20 protein-coding genes are annotated in these 23,080 nt (G+C 63.6%); 11 read left to right on the plus strand and 9 right to left on the minus strand.

Annotated features, from left to right (window positions below):
• Window positions 1–35: 35 nt before the first annotated feature.
• From ABWO90_RS20595 to mpl, 4 genes are all read right to left on the minus strand, one after another.
• Window positions 36–995, minus strand: a complete 960-nt coding sequence (locus tag ABWO90_RS20595; protein ID WP_353193091.1) for an energy transducer TonB — start codon at window positions 993–995, stop codon at window positions 36–38.
• Window positions 989–3,196: a ribonuclease catalytic domain-containing protein gene (locus ABWO90_RS20600; RefSeq protein WP_353193092.1), complete on the minus strand. Its 2,208-nt coding sequence runs from the start codon at window positions 3,194–3,196 to the stop codon at window positions 989–991. The genes ABWO90_RS20595 and ABWO90_RS20600 overlap by 7 nt, the downstream gene beginning before the upstream one ends.
• Before the next feature lie 77 nt (window positions 3,197–3,273).
• On the minus strand, window positions 3,274–3,885 hold the full coding sequence (locus tag ABWO90_RS20605; protein WP_353193093.1) for a YqiA/YcfP family alpha/beta fold hydrolase: 612 nt from the start codon (window positions 3,883–3,885) through the stop codon (window positions 3,274–3,276).
• Between the two features lie 53 nt (window positions 3,886–3,938).
• Window positions 3,939–5,327, minus strand: a complete 1,389-nt coding sequence (gene mpl / locus ABWO90_RS20610) for a UDP-N-acetylmuramate:L-alanyl-gamma-D-glutamyl-meso-diaminopimelate ligase (RefSeq protein WP_353193094.1) — start codon at window positions 5,325–5,327, stop codon at window positions 3,939–3,941.
• Between the two features lie 119 nt (window positions 5,328–5,446).
• Here mpl and ABWO90_RS20615 point away from each other — a divergent pair, with 119 nt between their 5' ends.
• The 10 genes from ABWO90_RS20615 to ABWO90_RS20660 all read left to right on the plus strand — a co-directional run bounded on the left by ABWO90_RS20615 (window position 5,447) and on the right by ABWO90_RS20660 (window position 13,594).
• Window positions 5,447–6,103, plus strand: a complete 657-nt coding sequence (locus ABWO90_RS20615) for a UDP-N-acetylmuramate--alanine ligase (RefSeq protein WP_353193122.1) — start codon at window positions 5,447–5,449, stop codon at window positions 6,101–6,103.
• A gap of 96 nt (window positions 6,104–6,199) precedes the next feature.
• A complete protein-coding gene (locus tag ABWO90_RS20620; RefSeq protein WP_353193095.1) occupies window positions 6,200–6,724 on the plus strand; it encodes a TlpA family protein disulfide reductase in 525 nt (174 codons plus the stop codon).
• 159 nt (window positions 6,725–6,883) lie between these two features.
• On the plus strand, window positions 6,884–7,330 hold the full coding sequence (gene aroQ / locus ABWO90_RS20625) for a type II 3-dehydroquinate dehydratase (RefSeq protein WP_353193096.1): 447 nt from the start codon (window positions 6,884–6,886) through the stop codon (window positions 7,328–7,330).
• Between the two features lie 70 nt (window positions 7,331–7,400).
• Entirely contained in the window at window positions 7,401–7,865 is a 465-nt protein-coding gene (gene accB / locus ABWO90_RS20630; RefSeq protein ID WP_353193097.1) for an acetyl-CoA carboxylase biotin carboxyl carrier protein, read from the plus strand.
• 99 nt (window positions 7,866–7,964) lie between these two features.
• On the plus strand, window positions 7,965–9,329 hold the full coding sequence (gene accC, locus ABWO90_RS20635) for an acetyl-CoA carboxylase biotin carboxylase subunit (protein WP_353193098.1): 1,365 nt from the start codon (window positions 7,965–7,967) through the stop codon (window positions 9,327–9,329).
• Window positions 9,330–9,366: 37 nt separating this feature from the next.
• On the plus strand, window positions 9,367–10,260 hold the full coding sequence (prmA, locus tag ABWO90_RS20640) for a 50S ribosomal protein L11 methyltransferase (protein ID WP_353193099.1): 894 nt from the start codon (window positions 9,367–9,369) through the stop codon (window positions 10,258–10,260).
• A 33-nt stretch (window positions 10,261–10,293) separates the two neighbouring features.
• Window positions 10,294–11,424 carry a DUF3426 domain-containing protein gene (locus ABWO90_RS20645; RefSeq protein WP_353193100.1) on the plus strand — a complete coding sequence of 377 codons (1,131 nt, stop codon included), beginning with the start codon at window positions 10,294–10,296 and terminating at the stop codon, window positions 11,422–11,424.
• A gap of 32 nt (window positions 11,425–11,456) precedes the next feature.
• Window positions 11,457–11,957 (plus strand): thiol peroxidase, encoded by a 501-nt coding sequence (gene tpx / locus ABWO90_RS20650; protein WP_353193101.1) that lies wholly within the window; start codon window positions 11,457–11,459, stop codon window positions 11,955–11,957.
• A 201-nt stretch (window positions 11,958–12,158) separates the two neighbouring features.
• The gene (locus tag ABWO90_RS20655; RefSeq protein ID WP_353193102.1) at window positions 12,159–13,094 is read left to right on the plus strand and encodes a carbohydrate kinase family protein; all 936 of its coding nucleotides are present in this window, start codon (window positions 12,159–12,161) and stop codon (window positions 13,092–13,094) included.
• A gap of 20 nt (window positions 13,095–13,114) precedes the next feature.
• Window positions 13,115–13,594: an outer membrane lipoprotein gene (locus ABWO90_RS20660; RefSeq protein ID WP_353193103.1), complete on the plus strand. Its 480-nt coding sequence runs from the start codon at window positions 13,115–13,117 to the stop codon at window positions 13,592–13,594.
• A gap of 260 nt (window positions 13,595–13,854) precedes the next feature.
• On the opposite strand, the gene ABWO90_RS20665 is transcribed toward ABWO90_RS20660, so the two are convergent.
• Together ABWO90_RS20665 and ABWO90_RS20670 are read right to left on the minus strand one after the other, a co-directional pair.
• The gene (locus tag ABWO90_RS20665; protein ID WP_353193104.1) at window positions 13,855–14,484 is read right to left on the minus strand and encodes a histone H1-like DNA-binding protein; all 630 of its coding nucleotides are present in this window, start codon (window positions 14,482–14,484) and stop codon (window positions 13,855–13,857) included.
• Window positions 14,485–15,214: 730 nt separating this feature from the next.
• The gene (locus tag ABWO90_RS20670; RefSeq protein WP_353193105.1) at window positions 15,215–16,366 is read right to left on the minus strand and encodes a ribonucleotide-diphosphate reductase subunit beta; all 1,152 of its coding nucleotides are present in this window, start codon (window positions 16,364–16,366) and stop codon (window positions 15,215–15,217) included.
• A gap of 555 nt (window positions 16,367–16,921) precedes the next feature.
• Between ABWO90_RS20670 and ABWO90_RS20675 the strand changes: the two genes are divergently transcribed.
• Entirely contained in the window at window positions 16,922–17,875 is a 954-nt protein-coding gene (locus ABWO90_RS20675; protein ID WP_353193106.1) for an aldose epimerase family protein, read from the plus strand.
• Between the two features lie 154 nt (window positions 17,876–18,029).
• On the opposite strand, the gene ABWO90_RS20680 is transcribed toward ABWO90_RS20675, so the two are convergent.
• The 3 genes from ABWO90_RS20680 to ABWO90_RS20690 form a co-directional block, all read right to left on the minus strand.
• The gene (locus ABWO90_RS20680) at window positions 18,030–20,981 is read right to left on the minus strand and encodes a ribonucleoside-diphosphate reductase subunit alpha (protein ID WP_353193107.1); all 2,952 of its coding nucleotides are present in this window, start codon (window positions 20,979–20,981) and stop codon (window positions 18,030–18,032) included.
• Window positions 20,982–21,355: 374 nt separating this feature from the next.
• Window positions 21,356–21,955: a 1,6-anhydro-N-acetylmuramyl-L-alanine amidase AmpD gene (ampD, locus tag ABWO90_RS20685; protein ID WP_353193108.1), complete on the minus strand. Its 600-nt coding sequence runs from the start codon at window positions 21,953–21,955 to the stop codon at window positions 21,356–21,358.
• Between the two features lie 488 nt (window positions 21,956–22,443).
• Complete coding sequence (locus ABWO90_RS20690; RefSeq protein ID WP_353193123.1) at window positions 22,444–22,956, minus strand: DUF1269 domain-containing protein; 513 nt, start codon at window positions 22,954–22,956, stop codon at window positions 22,444–22,446.
• Between the last annotated feature and the right edge of the window lie 124 nt (window positions 22,957–23,080).

The following is a 23,080-nucleotide window of genomic DNA, read 5'->3' on the forward strand; positions in this document are numbered from 1 at the left end:
GTTCACTGGGCACGCTTGCTGCGTTGGGGCGCAGCCTACTGTGCCGCACCGCCCGCCGGGGCGGCCAGTGTTTCGGCCTGAACGCCCTGACGCGAAAATGTCATTCGCGTGACGATTTCGAGAATGTCGTAGCGCTGCTTCATGTCGGAGGAGAAGTCGCCGAACGGCGCGCTGGCCTGCACGATTGCCACGGCGCGGCGGTCCAGATCGCGATTACCCGAACTGCGCGTGACTTCGACGCCCACGACGTTCCAGCCGTCTTTGTGATAGCCGAGGCCGCCACGCTGATTCACGTTGAGCGTGACAATCAGCTCACCATAGAGACGCTCACTGCCAATCTGGGGGAAGTGGTCGGTGCCGTAGCGCTCCACGCGGTGGCGTAACGTGTCGAAGTAACGCGCATAGGCAACTTCGCGTGTGTTGGCGGTGACCTGTCCGCGCTTGGGGCGCGTCTGATAGGTTCGCAACTGCTTGTCGATTTCCGCTTGCAGCCGCGCGATTTGCTGATCGACGTTCTGATCGTCGGCGCCCTGCCCGTGCTGCGGCGCATCAGCGCGATTGCGTTGTGAGGCCGGTGCGGCCGCGTATTGACTGCGCAACTGCGACAACAGCTTTTCCTGTACGGCTTCCAGCTCGCTCACGTTGCGCTGCATCTGTGCGACGGGTGCGCCGTCGCGCTCGATCGCCCGCGAGGGAAGCGGCGACGTCGCGCGTTCGCCGTCATGCTCCCCGCCTCCCACAAGGTTGGCCTGTGCAAGTGCAGTGGCCTTGTCGGGTGCGTTGGCCGACTTCGCGTTCACGAGCACGACTTCGAGCGGCGTATCGGCACTGTGCAACCGGAAGCTGTCCGGTGCGACGAAATGCACGGCCAGCGCCAGCAGATGGACTACCGCCGAAAACACGAGCCCCGTGGCAAGCGGGTGCTCGCGCATGAGCGACCAGCCGCGGCGTCGCGCCGCGCGCAGGTTCCCGGTGGGCAGCGCCGGTTTCAGCACGCTGCGCCGGAAGACGCGTCGCGTGCACCCGCCGCCATCAGCGCGGCGGCAAGCGACGAGCCATCGGCAGACGCGGAGGCGGTCGCATCGTCAGCCGTGTGGCCGCCGGCATGACTGTCGAGGTCATCGGCCCCATCGCCACCCTCGGCGCTGTCAGTCCCGTCGGCCCCTTCGTCGCGGTCGTCGCTGTCGTCGCCGTCGCTGCCATTGCTGCCGTCGGCGCTGCCATCGCTGCCGTTGTCGCTACCCTCACCGCCGTCGCCCTCGCCGCCGTCACCTTCGTCGTCATCGTCGGCGAGCAGCGCCTGCCCGGCGTCGAGCACTTGCGAGATGCGCACGGAAATACTGAGCGTGACGACATCGAGCGAGAGCACGTCGAGCATGATCTGCGTGCCGCGGGCATGCAGGCCAAGGCCCGGCACGATCAGCGTGAGCGGAATGTCGTTCAGGCGAACGGTGTCGCCCTTGAGCACACTCGCCTGCACCTGCGACTTGTTCTCCTGAAGCAACCAGCGCAGGCACCAATAGCGCTCCATGCGGCTCTGGTGCTCGCCATAGGCCGCATAGGCCGCTTCGAAGCTCGACACGGTCGCGTAAAGATCGGCGTCCTTCGGCTTGAACGGGGCGGCCAGCTTGGCCGTCACACCGTGACGCACGCAAGCGATCAACTGCCATTGGTTGACCAGATCGACGTAGCGGCGCAGGGGCGACGTGCTCCACGCATATTGTTCGACGCCCAAACCTTCATGCGGCGCCGGGGACGTCTGCATGCGCGTGCGATTCACGCCGTAAGCACGCTGCGCGCGGTAAATGCCGGGCACCCCGCATTCGGCCAGCAGACGGCCCCAGCGGCTGTTCGCCAGAATGGCCATCTCGGCCACGATCAGATCGAGCGGGGCGCCACGCAGGCGCTGCTTGATCGTGACATGCTCGCCATCGACGTAAAAGTTGAAGTCGGTCTTGTTCTGTACTTCCGGACGCAGGCCGTAGCCCACGCGCGCGGCCTGGCGCTTGTCGTACAGCGACTGCGCAAACGGCCACAGCAGACGCAATTCTTCCTTGTGGGGATAGTCGCCGGTGCCGTCGGCCAATGTTTCGGCCGTGATGATCGCGTCGAGTTCGTTGTGACGCAGATTCGCGGAAATCGGCACCAACTCCGCGCGCGTTTCGGTCGCGGTAATCTCGTACGTGTCGGCCTTGACCACGACATACAGAGACAGTGCCGGACGGGCGCCGCCTTCGGCCAGCGTGTAGGCTTCGACGACGGCATCGGGCAGCATCGTGATCTTCTCGCCCGGCGCGTACACCGTCGAGAGGCGCACACGCGCGATTTCGTCGATGGCGTCGCCACGCGTCAGTCCCAGGGCCGGCGCCGCAATGTGGATACCCACGCGCAGCAACCCGTCGGGCAGCACCTGCACCGAGAGCGCGTCGTCGATTTCCGTGGTCGTCGAATCGTCGATCGAAAACGCCTGCACATCGGCGAGCGGCAGATCGTCGGCCGGCATCGGCGTCGGCCCGACATCGGGGAAGCCGGTGCCACGCGGGAAGTATTCGTAGAGGAAAGCCGCCTCGTGATAGGCGCGCGGCGACGCGATGCCGCCGCAGGCCAGCATCACTTCGGCATGGGTCTTGCCCAATGCGATGGCCGCCGCGTCGAGTGCCTTCCATTCGATGGCGTTCTTGTCCGGTCGGAACAGCAGCAGCAGTTCCTTGCCCTTGAGGGCGTCGGGCAACGTGCCGGCGATCAATTGATCTGCATAGCCGGCCTGCAATTCCGCCTGTTGCTGCTTGCGCGCCAGGCCGGCCAGTGCGGCCTGCAGCTGTTCCTGCGCCGCGCGCTGATATTGACCGCGCCCCTTGCGGCGGAAGTAGATCGGCGACGCCTGCAGGGCCAGCGCCAGGCCGGCCTGCTGCGCAACGCTCGCGCCTTCGCCGAAGTACTCGGCGGCCAGTGTCGGAAACGGAAACTCTTCGGCAGGCGCGCATTCCCACAGGAAACTCATATCGATGTCCTGTGCCGCGGCCTGCGCTTGCGCGATCAGTTCGGCGGGGGTGGGCGACTCGAAACGCAGCAGCACGTCGCGGCCCTTGATCTTGCTGCGGCGTCCGCCAGGCAGCTCCACCTGATAAGACTCGCCCTGCTGCGACAACACCGTGCCAGCCTTGAAGCCGCCGGATTCCTCAAAAAAAATGTTCATGAAACAGCCATCGATCGCAATAGGCGATATTGTAGCCCGCCAACGTACGGCGGTTTAGCGCGAAACGCTCAGACGCGTCATTCGCCCGCGAACGGGCCCGCAGCGCCGGGAGAAGGAGGAACGTCGATGCCGGCAAAACGCAGCACGTCGTTCATATAGTTGCCGAAATCGGAAATTCCGTGATCGCTGCCCTCAATCAACGTGAGCTTGGCCCCCGGATACTTGGCCACCATGTCGCGATAGTCCAGCGTCTGGTCGCCGGTAGCGGCCACAAGGTAGTAGCGCTCCGGACGCGTGATCTGCGCCACATCGATCATGCGCAGCTCGTCCAGATGACGCGGCTCGACAAGGATCGTGCCGCCGCCGTGCCAAGTCGGCTGCTCGCCGAGCCATTTGCCGAGATCGTCGTACGGGCGCGTGGCCGGATTGAGCAACACGGCACGGCATCCGAGCTTTTCGGCCAGATAGGTGGCGTAGTAGCCCCCCAGCGAGCTACCCACGATGGTCAGCTCATCGGCACTCACCCCCGTGAGCAGGCGCTGCGCGTCAACGACGGCGGCCAGCGGCGAGGGTGGCAGTTGCGGGCACGCCCAGTCGTGCCCGAGCCCGAGCCGATGCATGCGGGCGGCCATCAGTTGCGCCTTGAAGGAACGCGGCGACGAACGGAAGCCGTGCAAATAAAGAATCATGTGAGCTCCCGGTAGAACCTGTTGAGAAGAGACGGACGGCGAGCAGGCGCCGGTCACGCCCGCGCCGCCAGCGCATCGAGCAATTTCTGATGGATGCCACCGAAGCCGCCGTTGCTCATCACCACGATCTGATCGCCGGGCCGGGCAGCGGCGCTCACCGCGCGCACCAGGCCGTCGATCTCGCTGAACGCCTGGGCACGGGGCCCCAGCGGAGCAAGCGCTTCGGCGAGATTCCAGCCGAGTGCGTCCTTGCCGGACGGCGCGCCGTAGCCGAACACCAGATCGGCATCGGCCAGGCTGGCCGGCAACTGCGCCTTCATCACGCCCAGCTTCATCGTATTCGAGCGCGGTTCGAGCACCGCCAGAATGCGGGCGCTCCCGGCACGGCGGCGCAACCCGGCGAGGGTGGTCTGGATCGCCGTCGGATGGTGGGCGAAGTCGTCATAGACGGTCACGCCGGCTGCTTCGCCGCGCACTTCCATGCGGCGCTTCACGTTCTGGAACTTGCCGAGCGAGGCAGCGCCCTGTTCGGCCGGCACGCCGACGTGCCGAGCCGCGGCCAGTGCGGCCAGTGCGTTCATCCGGTTATGTTCGCCTTGCAGCGCCCACTTCACCTCGCCTGCGGCGCTGGGGCCGTGATGGACCCAGAACGCTTCCTGTCCCGCGCCGGATGCCGAGGTCTCGACCGACGACGTCTCGTGCCAGCCATCGGTCACGCCAAATCGCTCGACCTCGCTCCAGCAGCCGCGGGCTAGCACGCGCTCCAGGGCCGGCTCGCGACCGTTGACGATCAGACGCCCTTGCCCCGGCACCGTGCGCACGAGATGGTGGAATTGTGTCTCGATCGCTGCCAGATCCGGGAAGATGTCGGCGTGATCGAATTCGAGGTTATTCAGAATGGCCGTGCGCGGGCGGTAGTGAACGAACTTCGAACGCTTGTCGAAGAACGCCGTGTCGTACTCGTCGGCCTCGATGACGAAGAAGTCGCTGTCCGTCAGGCGCGCCGAAATGCCGAAGTTCATCGGCACACCGCCGACGAGAAAGCCCGGGTTGTAGCCGGCGTCTTCGAGAATCCACGCCAGCATCGACGTCGTGGTCGTCTTGCCGTGCGTACCGGCCACGGCCAGCACCCACTTGTTGGCGAGCACGTGCTCGCCCAGCCACTGCGGACCGGAGGTGTACGGCAGGTTCCGGTTCAGGATCTCTTCCATCAGCGGGTTGCCCCGCGAGACCACGTTACCGATGACGAACAGATCGGGCTCCAGCGAGACCTGATCGGCGCCAAAGCCCTCGATCAGGCGAATGCCCTGCGCCTCGAGCTGGGTGCTCATCGGCGGATAGACATTGGCGTCGCAACCCGTGACGGTGTGCCCCGCCTGACGCGCGAGAACTGCCAGACCGCCCATGAACGTGCCGCAGATGCCAAGAATATGAATATGCATGGATGGGGAGCGTGGTGAGACGGGCCGAACCCGTGCAGGAAATGGGGGATGCGCAAACGACAAGGGCTCCATTGTACCTGCGGCGTGCTCCGCAATGCCTTTCGGGTATCATCGTCCGCATGACACGCAAATCCTGGACCGATGCCCAACGCTTGCGCGAGGAAATCGCGCTGGCGGCCGCCCGCCTCATTGCCGAGGAGGGCGCCGACTACGCCTCCGCCAAGCGAAAGGCAGCGAAACAGGTGACTGGCGAGACGCGAATTGCCGGTGAGTTGCTACCGGATAACGACCAGATCGAAGCGGAAGTCCGTGAGTACGTCCAGACATTCCTCTCCGACACACAGCCGGCGGAGCTTGCCCATCTGCGTGACGTCGCGTTGACGGTCATGACCGAACTGGCACGCTACCGGCCGTATATCACCGGCGCGGTGTACAACGGCACGGCCACGTCGCTATCCGACATCTATTTGCAAGCTTTTTGCGACAACCCCAAGGAAGTCGCCATCGACCTGCTCAACCGGGGCATCGACTACGAGGTCTCGGAAAGCCGCCATTTCAATGGACGGGGCATGGTCGAAACCCTCAGCTTCCTTTGGCGACAACGCGGCCAGCGCGGCGACCCGGCGGGCGTTCATCTGTCGCTGTACTCGCTCGACGACATGCGTGGCGCGCTCAAGGCGACCGACGGCAACGGCCGGACGATCCGCACCGACGCCGACGGCCTGCGCGCCCTCATGGCCGAGGCCGAAAAAGCCCGGCACGAGCCCAGCCACTGAACTGACGTCTTATATAGGCGCAATCGCCACGATTTCTTCGCAATTGCCGACCACGACTCGTCTATCGTCTATTCCGGCACCTATCGCCCTTCCCTTATGGCAAAACGCATCCTCATTCTGGTAATTCTGGCGCTCGGCGGGCTCGGCGCCGGATTCTGGCTGGGCCACAGGAACACCGCACCGACCGGCGCGTCGGACGCGGCCGTCGCACAACTCCTGGCCACGCGCCTGCCGGACCTCGCCGGCAACGATCAGGCGATCTCGCAATGGCGGGGCAAGACGCTCGTAGTGAACTTCTGGGCGCCCTGGTGCGGCCCGTGCGTGGAAGAAATGCCCGATCTGCAAGCGCTTTCGAAGGAATTCGGCGCGAAAAACGTGCAGTTTGTCGGGATCGGCATCGATACCGCGCAGAACATGATCGCGTTCGAACAAAAGGTGAAGGTCGATTACCCGCTGCTCGTGGCCGGCTACGCGGGCACCGATCTCGCCCGCGCGCTGGGTAACAAAGCCGGCGCCCTCCCGTTTACGGTGGTCGTCGACCCGCAAGGGCGTGTTCATTATGAGAAGCTCGGGCGGATTACGTCGGATGAGGTCCGCGCGGCGCTCAAGCCTCTCATCTGACCCCATTGACGAAAACCGAAGGCGGCGGGGAAGCCCCGCCAGCCGTGAGTTGCGGGCGCCCGGGTGATGGCACCCAGTGGGCATCCCTTTTCGCCCCACTGGACAAAATCCACCAACTGGCGTTTAATTGCGCCCAATTTCGTGAAATTTGATTCGCCGATGCCTCACCGCATTCTCGTGCTCCACGGCCCCAACCTGAACCTGCTCGGTACTCGCGAGCCGGAGGTGTACGGTCGCACGACGCTGGCGGACATCGACGCTGCCCTTGCGGCGCAAGCCCGGACGGCAGGTGCCGAGGTGGCGACCTTTCAAAGCAATCACGAAGGTGCATTGGTTGACCGGATCCAGGCGGCACGCGGTGAGTCGATCGACTTCATCGTCATCAACCCCGCTGCCTATACGCATACCAGCGTGGCGATTCGCGACGCGTTGGCCGGTGTAGGCATCCCGTTCGTCGAGGTTCACCTCTCGAACGTCCATGCGCGCGAGGCCTTCCGGCATCACTCGTACTTTTCCGATATTGCGCAAGGCGTGATCTGCGGCCTGGGCTGGCGCGGCTATACCTACGCACTCGATTTTGCCCTGCGGCGTCTTGCCGGCGGGTAGTCCTCTCATCCCCAATTTCCTATCGCGGGACGCTGCTCCCGCGCCGATACCGAATCAAGGAGCTTCCTTCATGGATTTGCGCAAACTCAAGACGTTGATCGACCTCGTGGCCGAATCGGGTATTTCCGAGCTCGAAGTCACCGAAGGCGAAGGCAAGGTCCGCATCGTCAAGGCGCCGCCCCAGGTGATCGCCGCCCCGATGCAGATGGCCATGCCGGCCGCCATGCCGCAGGTCGCCGCGCAAGCTCCCGTCGCCGGCGCGCCCGCCGCACCGGCACCGGCCGCACCGGTCGTGCCGCAAGGTCACATCGTGACCTCGCCGATGGTCGGCACGTTCTACCGCGCCCCGTCGCCGGGCGCCGATCCGTTCGCGCAAGTCGGTGACTCGGTCAAGGAAGGCCAGACGCTGTGCATCATCGAAGCGATGAAGCTGCTCAACGAGATCGAGTCGGACAAGGCCGGCGTGATCAAGGAAATCCTCGTCGAGAACGGTCAGGCCGTGGAATACGGTCAACCGCTGTTCGTGATCGGCTAATGCCGGTTGTCGGACGCCTCGCCGGTGCGGCTGCAAGCCGCGTGGCGATGTAAAGCGTCCGGCCCCGCTCCTCTCCCCTTACGGGCAGGACTGCACATAATGTTTGAAAAAATCCTCATCGCCAACCGCGGCGAAATCGCTTTGCGCGTCCAGCGCGCGTGCCGCGAGATGGGCATCAAGACCGTCGTGGTCTATTCGGAAGCCGACAAGGAAGCGAAGTACGTCAAGCTCGCCGACGAAGCCGTCTGTATCGGCCCGGCACCTTCGCCGCTCAGCTACCTGAACATGCCGGCGCTCATCAGTGCCGCGGAAGTGACCGACGCCCAGGCCATCCACCCGGGTTACGGTTTCCTCTCCGAGAATGCCGACTTCGCCGAACGCGTCGAGCAATCGGGTTTCACTTTCATCGGCCCGCGCCCCGACACCATTCGCCTGATGGGCGACAAGGTCTCGGCCAAGCAGACGATGATCAAGACCGGTGTGCCGTGCGTGCCGGGTTCGGAAGGCGCGTTGCCCGACGATCCGAAGGAAATCGTGCGTATTGCACGCCAGATCGGCTACCCGGTGATCATCAAGGCCGCAGGCGGCGGCGGTGGCCGCGGCATGCGCGTGGTCCATACGGAAGCGGCGCTCGTGAACGCGGTCAACATGACCCGTGAAGAAGCCGGCCGCGCCTTCGGCAATCCGGAAGTCTATATGGAGAAGTTCCTCGAGAACCCGCGCCATATCGAAATCCAGATTCTCGCCGACAAGCACAAGAATGCGATCTGGCTGGGCGAGCGCGACTGCTCGATGCAGCGCCGTCACCAGAAGGTGATCGAAGAGGCGACTGCACCGCTGATCCCGCGTCGTCTGATCGAGCGCATCGGCGATCGTTGCGCCGACGCCTGCAAGAAGATGGGCTACGTGGGCGCCGGTACGTTCGAATTCCTGTTCGAAAACGGTGAGTTCTACTTCATCGAAATGAACACGCGCGTGCAGGTCGAGCACCCGGTCACGGAAATGATCACGGGTATCGACATCGTGCAGGAACAGATCCGCATCGCGGCTGGCGAGAAGCTCGCCTACCGTCAGCGCGACATCCAGTTCCAGGGTCACGCGATCGAGTGCCGTATCAACGCCGAAGATCCGTTCAAGTTCACGCCGTCGCCGGGCCGTATCACCGCATGGCATATGCCGGGCGGCCCCGGGATTCGCGTCGACTCGCACGCTTACAACGGCTACTTCGTGCCGCCCAACTACGATTCGATGATCGGCAAGCTGATCGCCTACGGTGCAACGCGCGAGCAGGCCATCCGCCGCATGCGTGTGGCACTGTCGGAAATCGTGATCGAAGGTATCCAGACGAACATCCCGCTGCATCGGGAACTGATGATCGACGCCAAGTTTGTCGAAGGTGGTACGAGCATCCATTATCTGGAACACAAGCTGGCGCAGAAGTCTGCCGTCGGCGGCGGTAACTAAGTCGTTAATCGGTATTCAATAGCAGGAAGTCCTCGCCATGTATCGCGAACTCGTCGTAGAAGTTGCCCGTGCCCAAGCCGAGGCCCTGTCAGACGCCCTGCTCGATCTGGGCGTGCTGTCGGTCTCCGTGGAAGACGCGGACGCTGACACGCCCGACGAGCAACCGATGTTCGGCGAGCCGGGTCTCACCCCGCCGGACACCGCGTGGCAGCACTCGCGCGTGGTCGCGCTGGTGGGGGAAGACCAGGACGCCGCCGTGTTGCTCGCGGCGGCCGTCAACGAACTGGGGCTCGCCGAGACGCCCGCGTTCACGTTGCGCGACGTGGAAGAGCAGGACTGGGTGCGTCTCACGCAATCGCAGTTCGAGCCGATGCAGATCGGCCAGCGGATCTGGGTCGTGCCGTCGTGGCACGACGCCCCGGATACCGACGCGCTCATTCTCGAGCTGGACCCGGGCCTTGCCTTCGGCACCGGCAGTCACCCCACGACGCGCCTGTGCATGGAGTGGCTCGAACAGCATGTGCAAGCGGGTCAGTCGTTGCTCGACTACGGTTGCGGCTCCGGCATTCTGGCGATCCTCGCACGCAAGTGTGGCGCCGATCCGGTCATCGGCATCGACATCGATCCGCAGGCGGTCGAGTCCGCCCGTTACAACAGCGAACGCAATCACGCGCCGGTCGAATACGGCTTGCCCGACGATCTGCGTGACGGTCAGTTCAACATCGTGGTCGCCAACATCCTGTCGAATCCGCTCAAGTTGCTCGCGTCGATGCTGACGTCGCGCGTGGCACCGGGTGGACGCCTCGCGCTGTCCGGCGTGCTCGAGCGGCAGGCCGACGAGGTGATCGCGGCCTACGCGCCCTATATGAAGATGTCGGTCTGGCGCGCTCACGACGGCTGGGTCTGCCTGCACGGGCAGGCCGCCGGCTAAGGCGCGGCCAACGCGCCGAGATCCCCGAGTCCCATGACCCAGTCCTCGCGCGTTCTCGCTACTCGCTGCCCCCACTGTCACACGGTCTTTCGCGTCGTCGCCGATCAGCTCAAGCTGCGCGACGGCCTCGTGCGTTGCGGCCACTGCCGTGAAGTCTTCGACGGACGCGCCTACCTCTGCGATCCACCGGCCGACGACGAGAACGACCTCTCATCGATCGCCGCGCCCGCAAGCGGGGGGACAGACGCGGCGGCACCCGCTGGAAATACCCACGCGCTCGATGCCACCGGCGAAGCAGATGCATCGGGCGTCACTGACCCTGCGTCGAATGCGGCATCGATTTCCGGTGACGCTTCGGCCCGAGCATCGACCGACAAGCCCCCGGTGCCCGAAATGCTCACGCCGACGGCCATCGCCGCGCTGCTCGGCGCCCCCGACGAAAGTCGCGCGCAGATGCACCACGGCCCCGGACGCTATATCGACGACGATGCAACGGCGCTGCCGGCGCCTACCGCTTCGCCTGCACGCACGGAGTCGTCTTCATTGGCGGCGTCCGGCGTGCGGAGATCTCGTCCCGGTGCTGCGCGCGTGATCTGGCGCCTGTTGATGACGATCGCGGTCATCGCGTTGCTCGCCCAATGGGCGTGGATCGAACGCGCGGGCCTCGTCGACCGCATTCCCGCATTGCGCGGCGTCTTCACCGCCGTCGGACGACCGATGCACGTGACGATCGCACCGCCGCGCCAGCCGGATGTCATCCAGATTTCCAGCGTCACGCTCGTGACCGATGTCCGCGATGTCCGCGATGGTCGCGACGTTGGCGATGTCTCCGCCAATGACGCGGCGAACGCGTCCGACGCGCTCGCACGAAGCGCCGGCGATTCGGCTTCCGCCGCCGTCGGCGACGCCGTGCCGATGACGCTCACCGTGTTCGTTCGCAATCAGGCCGACTACGCCGTGGCGTGGCCATCGCTCGAACTGACGCTGTCCGACCTCGACGGCAAGCCCGTTGTGCGTCGCGTTTTTTCAGCCAACGACTACGTTGGCGATGCGGCACTGCGTGAAGCCGGTCTGGCGCCACGCAATGAACGCACGATTCGGTTACGATTGTCGGCGCAGGCAGCGCTAGCCAGTAATTACCGGGTGCTCGCGTTCTATCCGTGATAGCGCTGTTGCACTCAACCTAGGAGATATCGATGTCCCAAGTCACGCTCGGGGGCAACCCCATCGAAGTCAACGGCCAGTTCCCGCAGAAGGGGCAGACCGCACCGGCTTTGTCGCTGGTCAACGCCAAACTGCAGGACGTCACGCTCGCTGACTTCGCTGGCAAACGCAAGGTCCTGAACATCGTGCCGAGCCTCGACACGCCGACCTGCGCCACCTCGACCCGCAAGTTCAACGAAGCCGCAGGCAAGCTCGAGAACACCGTCGTGCTCGTCATCTCGGCCGATCTGCCGTTCGCCATGAGCCGCTTCTGCGCCACGGAAGGCCTGAATAATGTCGTCACGCTCTCGACCATGCGCGGTCGCGAGTTCCTCGAGAACTACGGCGTGGCCATCGCCACCGGCCCGCTCGCCGGTGTGACGGCACGTGCCGTCGTCGTGCTCGACGCCGAGAACCGCGTGCTGCACGCCGAACTCGTGCCCGAGATCAAGAACGAGCCGAACTACGACGCAGCGCTCGCCGCCCTGTCGTAATCCGCCCGTTCCATGCCGTTCCGCCGGCGCGCCTTTCCTCAGTGTCAGTGCGCGCCGGATCGCCGTTTCCCTATCGGTGCCGTCAACCGAACACCGTTTTCAGCAGCATCATGCAGCACTTCGCGGCCGCCGGCGACACCGCCGACCGCATGCGTCCTCCATCGTTTGCTGCCCCCCTTACCATTTGAGAAGGACTCACCCGTGACTACCGTGATCTGCGGCTCGCTCGCCTACGACAACATCATGACGTTCGAAGGCCGCTTCGGCGAGCACATCCTGCCCGATCAGGTGCACATCCTGAACGTCAGCTTCCTCGTGCCGACGATGCGCCGCAACTTCGGCGGCTGCGCGGGCAACATCGGCTACAGCCTGCATCTGCTGGGCGGTGCGCCGGTGGTCATGGCCACGGTGGGTGAAGATGGTGCCGCGTACCTCGATCGCTTCCAGTCGCTCGGCATGACGACCGAATTCGTGCGCACGGTCCCGGACAGCATGACGGCCAACGCGATGATCACGACCGACCTGGACAACAACCAGATCACCGCCTTCCACCCGGGCGCGATGATGTTCTCCACGCAGAACCATGTGGCCAACGTGAAGGGCGCGACACTCGGCATCGTCGCCCCGGACGCGTCCGACGCCATGCTCGCGCACGCCGAAGGTTTCGCCGCGGCAGGTGTGCCGTTCATGTTCGACCCGGGCCAGGGCCTGCCGATTCTGTCGCCTGAGGCACTGCGTCGCATGGTGGAACTCGCGACTTATCTGGCGGTCAACGACTACGAAGCCAAGCTCCTCTGCACGAAGACCGGCTGGTCGATGGAAGACCTCCAGTCGCGTGTCGAGGCACTTGTCGTGACGCGCGGAGAACACGGGGCCCAGATCTTCGCCGACGGCAAGCAGCATGACATTCCTGCCGTGACCGCCAAGCGCGTCGTCGACCCGACCGGGTGCGGCGACGCTTTCCGTGGCGGGTTGCTGTATGGCATCGAGAAGGGCCTCGACTGGCCGACCACTGGCCGCCTGGCCAGCCTGATGGGTTCGCTCAAGATTGCCGAGCAAGGCCCGCAGACTTACGCACCGACGCGCTCCGAGATCGAAGCGCAATATGAAGAAGCGTTCGGCCACCGCTTCGAATGAATCGATAAAAAGGCATAACGATGGCACGACTGACCACACCGCTCATTATTCTCACCGCCGCTGCTTCGCTCACGCTGTCCGCCTGTACGGCGTTCGGCCCGAGCAATTCGGCAAGCGTCTACAGCAGCCGTCAGGCGCAACGCGAACAGGTCGTGCGCATGGGCACGGTCGAATCGATTCGCCCGGTCACGATCGACAGCAGCAACGGCGACCCGGGCATTCTGGGCATTGCCGGCGGCGGCGCGCTGGGCGCCATTGGCGGCAGCGCCATCGGCGGTGGTCGCGGCTCGATCGCGACGGGCATCGTCGGCGGTCTGCTTGGCGCCGTGGCCGGGCAAGCCATCGAGAGCCGCATGAGCAAGAAGGCCGGTCTGGAAATCACCGTGCGACTCGACAACGGCGAGCTGCGCGCCATCACGCAAGATGCCGACGAATCGTTCCAGCCGGGACAGCGCGTACGTCTGCTCTCGAGCGGCGGCGTGACACGTGTGACGCACTAAGGCATTCGCCTGCCCGGCATAACGCGCGACGTCGGGTCGCGCACCACACGCAACGTGTAATGCTTGGCGTGGGAATCGAGCGGGGTGCGGGCAATGTGGACGTTGCGAACCACAAGCGGGCGACATGCGTGTCGCCCGTTTTTTATTCGCGCATGAAAAAACCCGCCGTAACGATCGCTCATCACGGCGGGTTTCGGATCGAGTAGGCCTACTCGATCAAAAGACACCTAAGTGCCTTGGGTACTGCATCGGCACTCGGATTACGGACGGCTGCCGGTCGGGAACGGCCATGCCGCTGCCGGATTGAGCGCCGTCTTCGGTGCTGCCGGGGCTGCGGCCGGAGCAGCAGGCTTGGCGGCAACCTTCTTCACTGCCGGCTTCTTGGCAGCGGCGGGCTTCTTCGCAGCAGGCTTGGCAGCAGGCTTCTTCGCCGCAACCTTCTTGGCAGCAGGCTTCTTCGCAGCAGCCTTCTTTGCAGCCGGCTTCTTCGCAGCAACCTTCTTCACTGCAGCCTTCTTGGCAGCCGGCTTCTTGGCAGCAACCTTCTTCACTGCTGCTTTCTTGGCGACCGGCTTCTTGGCGGCAACCTTCTTGACTGCTGCCTTCTTGGCGACCGGCTTCTTGGCGGCAACCTTCTTCACTGCAGCCTTCTTGGCGACCGGCTTCTTGGCAGCAACCTTCTTCACTGCAACCTTCTTGGCTGCCGGCTTCTTGGCGGCGACCTTCTTCGCTGCCGGCTTCTTGGCAGCAGCGGCCTTCTTCGCTACCGGCTTCTTGGCAGCCACAGCCTTCTTCGCGACCGGCTTCTTGGCAGCAGCAGCCTTCTTCGCTACCGGCTTCTTGGCAACAGCCTTCTTGGCTGCGGGTTTTTTCTTAGCAGTAGTAGCCATCACTTTGCTCCTTAATGTGAGAGATCACTCAAACATAACTACCTGAGAAGGAAACCCGACCACCGTGCGGCGAACCGCCGGCGAGCGGGCTATTCATCGGCGTACGCATCGGACTTCGACGGCTTACGCTAATGAATTCGGCGCTGCGCGCATGACGCTGACCGTGAGTGGTCACGCGCGCAAAAAAATTGCCGGCGACATTGCCGCCAGCAATTCGATTGTCTTGAGAAGGGGGATTCGCCAGATTCTTCGGGGGGTAGCTTGCCTGTCCCGTCATCGGGATGGAGGAGATTGCGATAGCGGATAAGCGATACTGCTTGCTATGCACCAAGGTTTTTACGCTCCGTAACTACCAGCTCTCTGTCGCGGGAGGAAAGCAGTGAATGCTTTCGTGTGTTCATCGAGACTGCAATTTATTTGAGCGAATAATAATTCTTTTGTGATGCGATGTTAATACTTTGCGCGTAAAAAAGCGCACATCATTCGCACCGAAGAAGTCAATCTGTTGTATTTGATGCACAGCGCACGCGTATGTCGAAGCACACGAAGCACATGCGAAGCGAGTTCGATCACTCGCGAGTGAGGATGATGTGCGTGACCTGCACGTTCTCTTTTACTTCTCTTGCTGTCAGTCACACGTGCGATGCACGCACACACCACCCTCTGAAAACCCGCATGGATGCTGGCTTTCCAGCCAGCACCCATTTTCACATCAACGCTTGCCGAAGACTTAGTCCCAGCTCAGTGCGCCACCGGTCTGGTACTCGATGACTCGCGTTTCGAAGAAGTTGCGTTCCTTCTTCAGGTCGATCATCTCGCTCATCCACGGGAACGGATTTTCTTCGTTCGGGTAGAGCGCTTCGAGACCGATTTGCGCGCAGCGACGGTTCGCGATGAAGCGCAGGTAGCTCTTGAACATGCCCGCGTTCAGTCCGAGCACGCCGCGCGGCATCGTATCTTCGGCGTAGCGATATTCCAGCTCGACGGCCTTCTGGAACAGCGCGCGAATCTCTTCGCGGAACTCCGGCGTCCACAGGTTCGGGTTTTCCAGCTTCACCTGGTTGATCAGGTCGATGCCGAAGTTGCAGTGCATCGACTCGTCGCGCAGGATGTACTGATACTGCTCTGCAGCACCGGTCATCTTGTTCTGGCGACCCAGCGCGAGGATCTGCGTGAAGCCGACGTAGAAGAACAGACCTTCCATGATGCAGGCGAACACGATCAGCGAGCGCAGCAGCTTCTGGTCGGCTTCCTGCGTGCCCGTCGTGAACGACGGATCGGCCACCACCTCGATGAACGGCAGCAGGAACTCGTCCTTGTCGCGAATCGACGGCACTTCGTGATACGCGTTGAAGATCTCGCCTTCGTCCAGCCCCAGGCTCTCGACGATGTACTGATACGCGTGCGTGTGGATCGCCTCTTCGAACGCCTGACGCAGCAGGAACTGACGGCACTCCGGCGCGGTGATGTGGCGATAGGTGCCCAGCACGATGTTGTTCGCGGCGAGCGAGTCGGCCGTCACGAAGAAGCCGAGGTTACGCTTGATGATGCGGCGCTCGTCTTCGGTCAGACCGTTCGGGTCCTTCCACAGGGCGATGTCGCGCGACATGTTGATTTCCTGCGGCATCCAGTGGTTCGCGCAACCGGCGAGATACTTCTCCCAGGCCCACTTGTACTTGAACGGCACCAGCTGATTCACGTCCGTCGTGCCGTTGATCACGCGCTTGTCCGAGGCGCTCACACGACGCGTCGACTGCGACGCGATCGTATTCGGGGTTTCCCCTTGGGTGCCGAGGATATTCGACGCAGGCGCAGCGGCCGGGTTGAGGGCGGCGGCCGGGGCGGCCGATTTGGCAGAGGTGTCTTCTTCCCAGTTCAGCATAGGGTCTCAGTCCGTTCAGGTTGATGCGATACACGCGTGGGCGCGCACCGCCGAAGTGACAGATCAGCCGTTCGCGTACGAAGGCTGACAAAAAATTTGCGTTCCGGCGACCGGCAACCCGTCGCCGGCAGCGAAAAATCCGCCGGAAAAATTGCCGTGTTTCGGGGGTAATGCAGATGCGCTATTGCGCAATGTTGAACACCAACGTCGACGCGAGAGCAGCAACAACATCCTGACCTCCCGACGTCGAATTGAATGACTCCAATTTAGCACAATTACGTGACTCATTCCAGCAAACAACACTATATCTAGTGCCGCACAGCAGGCCGACCACTATACCTAGTGTTCACCCGAATTCTCCGGGAGACGGCCGCGCAGCCTTGCGGGACCGGCATCTTGCCACGAAACGGCGTCGCGCGACAGCCAGAGCGGCGCGTCAAAATGGCGCTGCGTCACATTGGCGTATCCTTGACGCCAAGCGTCACTGCGTGGCGCATCGGGACAACAGATTCCGGACCACGCGCCCCACCGACGCACACGAAGGAGATACCGACAATGACTTCCCCCGGCGCACCGGCGCAACCAGTTTCGCCCGGCCCGACACCGCTCACCCTCACCCCCGGCAAACCGATCCGCCTGTCCAAGGGCGCACTCGTTGCCGAGGTACAGCCAGGCGCCGGCGGACGCCTCGCGCGACTGGCGCGCCGCGACACCCGCGGCGATCTGTTCGACTATCTCGTGCCGCTCGGCAACGAGCCGTTCGCGTCGGACGAATGGCCGAAAGCCGGTGCCTTCCCGATGCTGCCGTATACCAATATGCTGCGCGACGACACGCTGCACTGGCGCGAGCGCACCATCACTGTTCGCGAGGCGCCCGCGGCGACCAGCTCGCTGCATGGTTGGGGGCTGCGCCGCGTGTGGGACGTCGTCGACGAGAGTCCGCATTGCTGCGTGCTGCAACTCGACAGTCCCGCACAACCCGAGTGGCCGTGGCACTACCAGGCCTATCTGTCCATGACGCTCGACGAGCAGGGCCTCGACATGCAGCTCTCGATCACGAACCTCGGCGCCGAGGCGATGCCTGCCGGACTCGGCTTGCACCCCTACTTTCGTTGGCCCGCCGGTGCGCGCCTGACCTTCGAATCGGAGGCCATCTGGCGTTCGGCCACCGAGGACATCCGCTGGCCGAGCGAGCAACGCGTGCACGTCGGGGCCATCGAAGTGGTATCGGTGGGCGGCGGTCTCGACACGGAGGGCCGCTCGACATGGTTCGCCGAAGTGCCCACGGGCTCGGGGCGCTTCGACGCTCGCATCGACTATGCCGGCGGCCTGCGCTCGGCCACCGTGCGCAGCACCGACGCGCCCTGGCTGGTCGTACACTCGCCGGCAGGACGTCCGTACCTCTGCCTCGAGCCGTCGACACATCGCGTAGGCGAGTTCGACGACGACCATGTCGTGGTACCGCACGGCGCCACATTCGAGCTGTCGATGCGGATCGATCTCGCTTGAGGATCGGCGTGAGGCGCTACCCCGCGTAGCGCTGCGCAACCGCCCCAAAGAAAAAACCCCGCCGGCCCGCAAGGGCGACGGGGTTTTTTCCTGACCGGGGCAGCGGGTCCGCCACCCCGGCAGCTTCCGCTGACGAATCAGCTGACGAAGCCGCTTACTGGCAAGCCTCGCACTCGTCGAAGCCCGGGTCGCCCGGACGCATCGTGCAGACTGCGCCTTCGGCTTCCGGCATCGGCTGGGCCAGCGGCGAGGTCGGCTCGGCCGAGAAGCCACCCGACACACCGCCCGAGCTCGGCACCGCGTTCAGCGCGCCGTGGCTCACCGTCGACTTCTCGACGTGCGTTGCCGCCATCGTGCGGAGGTAGTACGTGGTCTTCAGACCGCGCGTCCACGCCAGCTTGTACGTCTCGTCGAGCTTCTTGCCCGAAGCGCCCGCCATATAGATGTTGAGCGACTGCGCCTGATCGATCCACTTCTGACGACGCGACGCGGCCTCGACAAGCCACTTGGGCTCGACTTCGAACGCCGTGGCGTAGATCTCGCGCAGATCGGCCGGCACGCGGTCGATACGCGAGAGCGAACCGTCGAAGTACTTCAGGTCAGCGACCATCACTTCGTCCCACAGACCGCGGGCCTTCAGGTCACGCACCAGGTACTCGTTGACCACCGTGAATTCGCCCGAGAGGTTCGACTTCACGTACAGGTTCTGGAACGTCGGCTCGATACAGGCCGACACGCCGATGATGTTCGAGATCGTTGCCGTCGGCGCGATGGCCACGCAGTTCGAGTTGCGCATGCCGTGCGAAGCGATGTGCTTGCGCAGGCTGTCCCAGTCGAGCGTGCTCGACAGGTCGACGTCGACGTATCCGCCGCGCTCTTCGACCAGCAGCTTGAGCGAGTCCTGCGGCAGGATGCCGCGATCCCACAGCGAGCCCTTGTACGACGAGTACTGACCGCGTTCCTTGGCCAGCTCGGTCGACGCCCAGTAGGCGTAGTAGCACACGGCTTCCATCGAGCGATCGGCGAATTCGACGGCATCGTTCGAGGCATACGGCGTGCGCAGCAGGTGCAGGCAGTCCTGGAAACCCATGATGCCCATGCCCACCGGACGGTGATGCAGGTTCGAATTGCGCGCCTTCGCCACCGCGTAGTAGTTGATGTCGATGACGTTGTCGAGCATGCGCATCGCCACGCGAATGGTGCGCTGCAGCTTGTCGTGATCGAGCTCGTAACCGTTGGCGGTCTGCTTCAGGTGAGCCACGAGGTTCACCGAGCCGAGGTTACACACGGCGATTTCGGTCTCGCTCGTGTTGAGCGTGATTTCCGTGCACAGGTTCGACGAGTGCACCACGCCCACGTGTTGCTGCGGCGAGCGGATGTTGCACGGATCCTTGAACGTGATCCACGGATGGCCGGTTTCGAACAGCATGCCCAGCATCTTGCGCCAGAGCGCCTGCGCCGGAATCTTCTTGAACAGCTTGATCTCGCCGCGGGCCGCCTTGGCTTCGTAGGCGGTGTACGCCTGCTCGAAGGCCTTGCCGTACTTGTCGTGCAGGTCCGGGCAGGTCGACGGCGAGAACAGCGTCCACTCGGCGCCTTCCATCACGCGCTTCATGAACAGATCGGGAATCCAGTTCGCCGTGTTCATGTCGTGCGTGCGGCGACGGTCGTCACCGGTGTTCTTGCGCAGCTCGAGGAATTCTTCGATGTCCAGGTGCCACGTTTCCAGATAGGCACACACGGCGCCCTTGCGCTTGCCGCCCTGGTTCACGGCCACGGCCGTATCGTTGACCACCTTCAGGAACGGGACCACGCCCTGGCTCTTGCCGTTCGTGCCCTTGATGTGCGAGCCGAGCGCGCGCACCTGCGTCCAGTCGTTGCCCAGGCCGCCGGCGAACTTCGAGAGCAGTGCGTTTTCCTTGAGCGCTTCGTAAATGCCTTCCAGATCGTCCGAGACGGTCGTGAGGTAGCACGACGAGAGCTGCGAGCGGCGCGTGCCCGAGTTGAACAGCGTCGGCGTGGAGCTCATGAAGTCGAAGCTCGACAGGATCTGGTAGAACTCGATCGCGCGCGCTTCGCGCTCGACTTCGTTCAGGGCCAGGCCCATCGCCACACGCATGTAGAACGCCTGCGGCATTTCAATGCGATGACCGTCGATGTGCAGGAAGTAGCGGTCGTACAGCGTCTGCAGGCCGAGGTAATTGAACTGCAGGTCGCGGTTCGCGTCGAGCGCGGCGGCCAGCTTGACCAGATCGTACGAGAGCAGTTGCTCGTCGAGCAGCTCGGCATCGACACCCTGCTTGATGAAGCGCGGGAAGTACTCGATGTAACGCGCGGCCATCTCGCCCTGCGGCACTTCTTCGCCGAGGATCTCGCGGCGGATCGTGTGCATCAGGATACGGGCGGTCACCTGGCTGTAGGCCGGTTCCTTCTCGATGAGGGTACGCGAGGCGAGGATCGCCGAATCGTAGACCTGCGACAGCGGCACGCCGTCGTACAGGTTCTTGATGGTTTCGGTCAGGATCGGCTCGGCGTCGACTTCGCTGCCGAGATTCTCGCAGGCGGCCTGCACCACGCCACGCAGCGCGCCCATGTCGAGCGCACGCGACACGCCGTTGTCGGTGACATGCAGCACCGGGGCGTCGGGCGTGGCGGCTTCCGGCGCGGCTTCGACCGCGTGAGCGCGCTCTTGCGAACGCTTCTCGCGATACAGCACATAGGCACGGGCCACGTTGTGCTCGCCCTCGCGCATGAGCGCGAGTTCGACCTGATCCTGAATGTCTTCGATGTGGAACGTGCCGCCGTTCGGACGGCTGCGCACCAATGCGCGCACGACCTGCTGCGTCAGTTGCTCCACGAGTTCGCGAACACGTGCCGAAGCGGCACCTTGACCGCCGTTCACGGCCAGGAACGCCTTCGTCACGGCGATCGCGATCTTCGACGGCTCGAAACCCACCACCGCGCCGTTGCGTCGAATCACTTTGAAGTCGGCGTTGGTCGCCGGCTCGAAGGCACCCGTCGTCTGGGGCGCCGACGCACCCGTGCCAGTGCCGGTCGTCGCGGCAGGCGTCGGGTTCGGGCGGGTGAGGTTTTCGTTAGTCTGCATGTAAAAACTCCCGTTCCAATGAGATGGTGCTGTTAGCGCGTCTCTACCAGCGCTACAGCCGGTAAAAATGCGCCCTGGGGGCGCCGATGGAGCGAAGTGCTGAACACCGCACGACCGACGGACGGCCAAGGGTTCAAGGTGTCCGCTGCACGGCTTTGCTGCTGAGCCGCCCCACAAAACGCCGCGGGGCAAGCACGGTATTGATGGTTATTGCATCCGGGACTGAACCGCACATCAACCACTAGATGTAGTGGTCAGCACCGGGATTGGCACTAAGTATAGTGGAGATGACGCACTCCGCAAATCAAAAAATTGTGTCGCCGGGGAAGGCCCGTGGCATCGCCGTGTCAAGCAAAACCTACCCGTTCATCGGGTTAATCCGCCGCTTGAAACGGCAGCGCCTCGGGGGCAAGACCGGCCATTTGACGCAGACGCTGCCACTCGAAATGCGGCCCCGGATCCGTCTTGCGACCCGGTGCTATATCGGCATGTCCGGCCACAGCTTGAATCGGATAATGCTCACGCAATACCCGAGTGAGCGCCGCCAGGGTCGCGTATTGCGGCGACGCAAACGGCACGTCGTCCGTCCCTTCGAGTTCGACCCCGATCGAGAAGTCGTTGCACCGCGAGCGTCCTTCGAACGACGACGCGCCCGCATGCCAGGCCCGCGCATTGCATGACACGAACTGCTGCAACGCACCATCGCGTCGCACGAGAAAGTGCGACGAGACATGCACGCCGCGAATCTCGTCGAAGAACGGATGCGCATCGTGGTCGAGTCGGTTCTGGAAGAACGCGGCGATCTCGCCGCCGCCGAATTCTCCCGGCGGCAACGAGATGTTGTGCACCACGAGCAGATCGGTCGGCATGCCCTGCGGCCGCTGGTCGAAATTCGGCGACGGCAGATGCTCGGCCTCGCGAATCCATCCGTCGGCATCGAGCGTGAGCACGGGCAACTTGTCGGGCGCGTTCATGCATCACCTCGCCGCGGCAAGACGTGCCGTTCGACGCGGCCACACGACCGCAGCGAAACGTTAGGGGACGCAGATGACTGGAGCATGACGGGCACCACGAACTCCCGTAGAGCGAGGGGCGCCATTGTAGCCCACTTGCCGTGGCGTCGCCGGCAACCCGCCTGTCGCCACGTCCGAGGCACGGCGACGCACGAGCCTCGTCGCGCAGACGCCATCGCACCGGATAAGGGAACCCTTCGCAAAGAAGAAGCCCCTCGCCTGACCTGGCCGAGAGGCTTCCGTGGGCGTGACCACGCCCTGGGATGGTGTCGCTCTCGTGCCATACGACACGCGCACCACCCCGCGCCGCTCACAGGTGCGGCGCCTTTGGCCATCGCTGGCCGGTGAAACGGTTCTGCTGCGCCAATCCGATTGTCACTGTCGATCCTGTCGCCTCGCTCAGTTTGCGATTCGCCACGCGCTCGTGGCTATTACAAAAATTACGAAAATTACGGAAATGCCGGAATCGCAGCCTCCACGCCTTCCATATGCGCTTCCGGATGATGCGCCTTGAGCATGTCGCGAATTTCTTCCACACGACTGTCACGCACATCCACCATCAGCAGGATCATGCCGCGCTCGAGCGGTTCGCGAAACGCCTTGAGCCGCGAATTCGGCACCGATACGCCGATCATGCTCGACACCCAGGCACCAAAGAGCGCACCGAGCGGCGCCGTCACGATCATCAATTCCCATTGGGGACGCGTGCCCACGATGGGGAAAAACGCCGCGACTGCACCGACCGCCAGACCACAGAAGCCGCCGATCACGAGCCCGGCTTCGGCGCCGTGCACGATATCGGAAGTCTGTAGCAGGTTAGCCTCGTGCAGTCCCTCCAGGTCCATTTCGTCACGTGCCATAAAGTGGATGTGACGCTCCTCGACACGGGCAAGCAACAGATCGCTCATCGTGCGCTGTGCACTCGCCAGATCGGGAAGAAGGAAATACATCCGTCTGCGCATTAACATGTTGCGCCCTCCTGTCGTTTCCCCTTCGCTTCGTCATCTCGTTGTTATAGACGGGGCCGGTAACTGTGTTTTAGTGCATGCGACAGGCATGCGCAAGCTGCCCGCGCCGAACAGACGG

The organism is Pandoraea pnomenusa, from assembly GCF_040391475.1.
Classification (GTDB): Bacteria; Pseudomonadota; Gammaproteobacteria; order Burkholderiales; family Burkholderiaceae; genus Pandoraea; species Pandoraea pnomenusa_C.

Excerpts from the sequence above, each read along its gene's own strand:
- ABWO90_RS20600 (WP_353193092.1), bottom strand. The coding sequence starts at position 3,196 with ATGAACATTTTTTTTGAGGAATCCGGCGGCTTCAAGGCTGGCACGGTG.
- ABWO90_RS20605 (WP_353193093.1), bottom strand. The coding sequence starts at position 3,885 with ATGATTCTTTATTTGCACGGCTTCCGTTCGTCGCCGCGTTCCTTCAAG.
- mpl (WP_353193094.1), bottom strand. The coding sequence starts at position 5,327 with ATGCATATTCATATTCTTGGCATCTGCGGCACGTTCATGGGCGGTCTG.
- ABWO90_RS20615 (WP_353193122.1), top strand. The coding sequence starts at position 5,447 with ATGACACGCAAATCCTGGACCGATGCCCAACGCTTGCGCGAGGAAATC.
- ABWO90_RS20620 (WP_353193095.1), top strand. The coding sequence starts at position 6,200 with ATGGCAAAACGCATCCTCATTCTGGTAATTCTGGCGCTCGGCGGGCTC.
- aroQ (WP_353193096.1), top strand. The coding sequence starts at position 6,884 with ATGCCTCACCGCATTCTCGTGCTCCACGGCCCCAACCTGAACCTGCTC.
- accB (WP_353193097.1), top strand. The coding sequence starts at position 7,401 with ATGGATTTGCGCAAACTCAAGACGTTGATCGACCTCGTGGCCGAATCG.
- accC (WP_353193098.1), top strand. The coding sequence starts at position 7,965 with ATGTTTGAAAAAATCCTCATCGCCAACCGCGGCGAAATCGCTTTGCGC.
- prmA (WP_353193099.1), top strand. The coding sequence starts at position 9,367 with ATGTATCGCGAACTCGTCGTAGAAGTTGCCCGTGCCCAAGCCGAGGCC.
- ABWO90_RS20645 (WP_353193100.1), top strand. The coding sequence starts at position 10,294 with ATGACCCAGTCCTCGCGCGTTCTCGCTACTCGCTGCCCCCACTGTCAC.
- tpx (WP_353193101.1), top strand. The coding sequence starts at position 11,457 with ATGTCCCAAGTCACGCTCGGGGGCAACCCCATCGAAGTCAACGGCCAG.
- ABWO90_RS20660 (WP_353193103.1), top strand. The coding sequence starts at position 13,115 with ATGGCACGACTGACCACACCGCTCATTATTCTCACCGCCGCTGCTTCG.
- ABWO90_RS20665 (WP_353193104.1), bottom strand. The coding sequence starts at position 14,484 with ATGGCTACTACTGCTAAGAAAAAACCCGCAGCCAAGAAGGCTGTTGCC.
- ABWO90_RS20670 (WP_353193105.1), bottom strand. The coding sequence starts at position 16,366 with ATGCTGAACTGGGAAGAAGACACCTCTGCCAAATCGGCCGCCCCGGCC.
- ABWO90_RS20675 (WP_353193106.1), top strand. The coding sequence starts at position 16,922 with ATGACTTCCCCCGGCGCACCGGCGCAACCAGTTTCGCCCGGCCCGACA.
- ABWO90_RS20680 (WP_353193107.1), bottom strand. The coding sequence starts at position 20,981 with ATGCAGACTAACGAAAACCTCACCCGCCCGAACCCGACGCCTGCCGCG.
- ampD (WP_353193108.1), bottom strand. The coding sequence starts at position 21,955 with ATGAACGCGCCCGACAAGTTGCCCGTGCTCACGCTCGATGCCGACGGA.
- ABWO90_RS20690 (WP_353193123.1), bottom strand. The coding sequence starts at position 22,956 with ATGCGCAGACGGATGTATTTCCTTCTTCCCGATCTGGCGAGTGCACAG.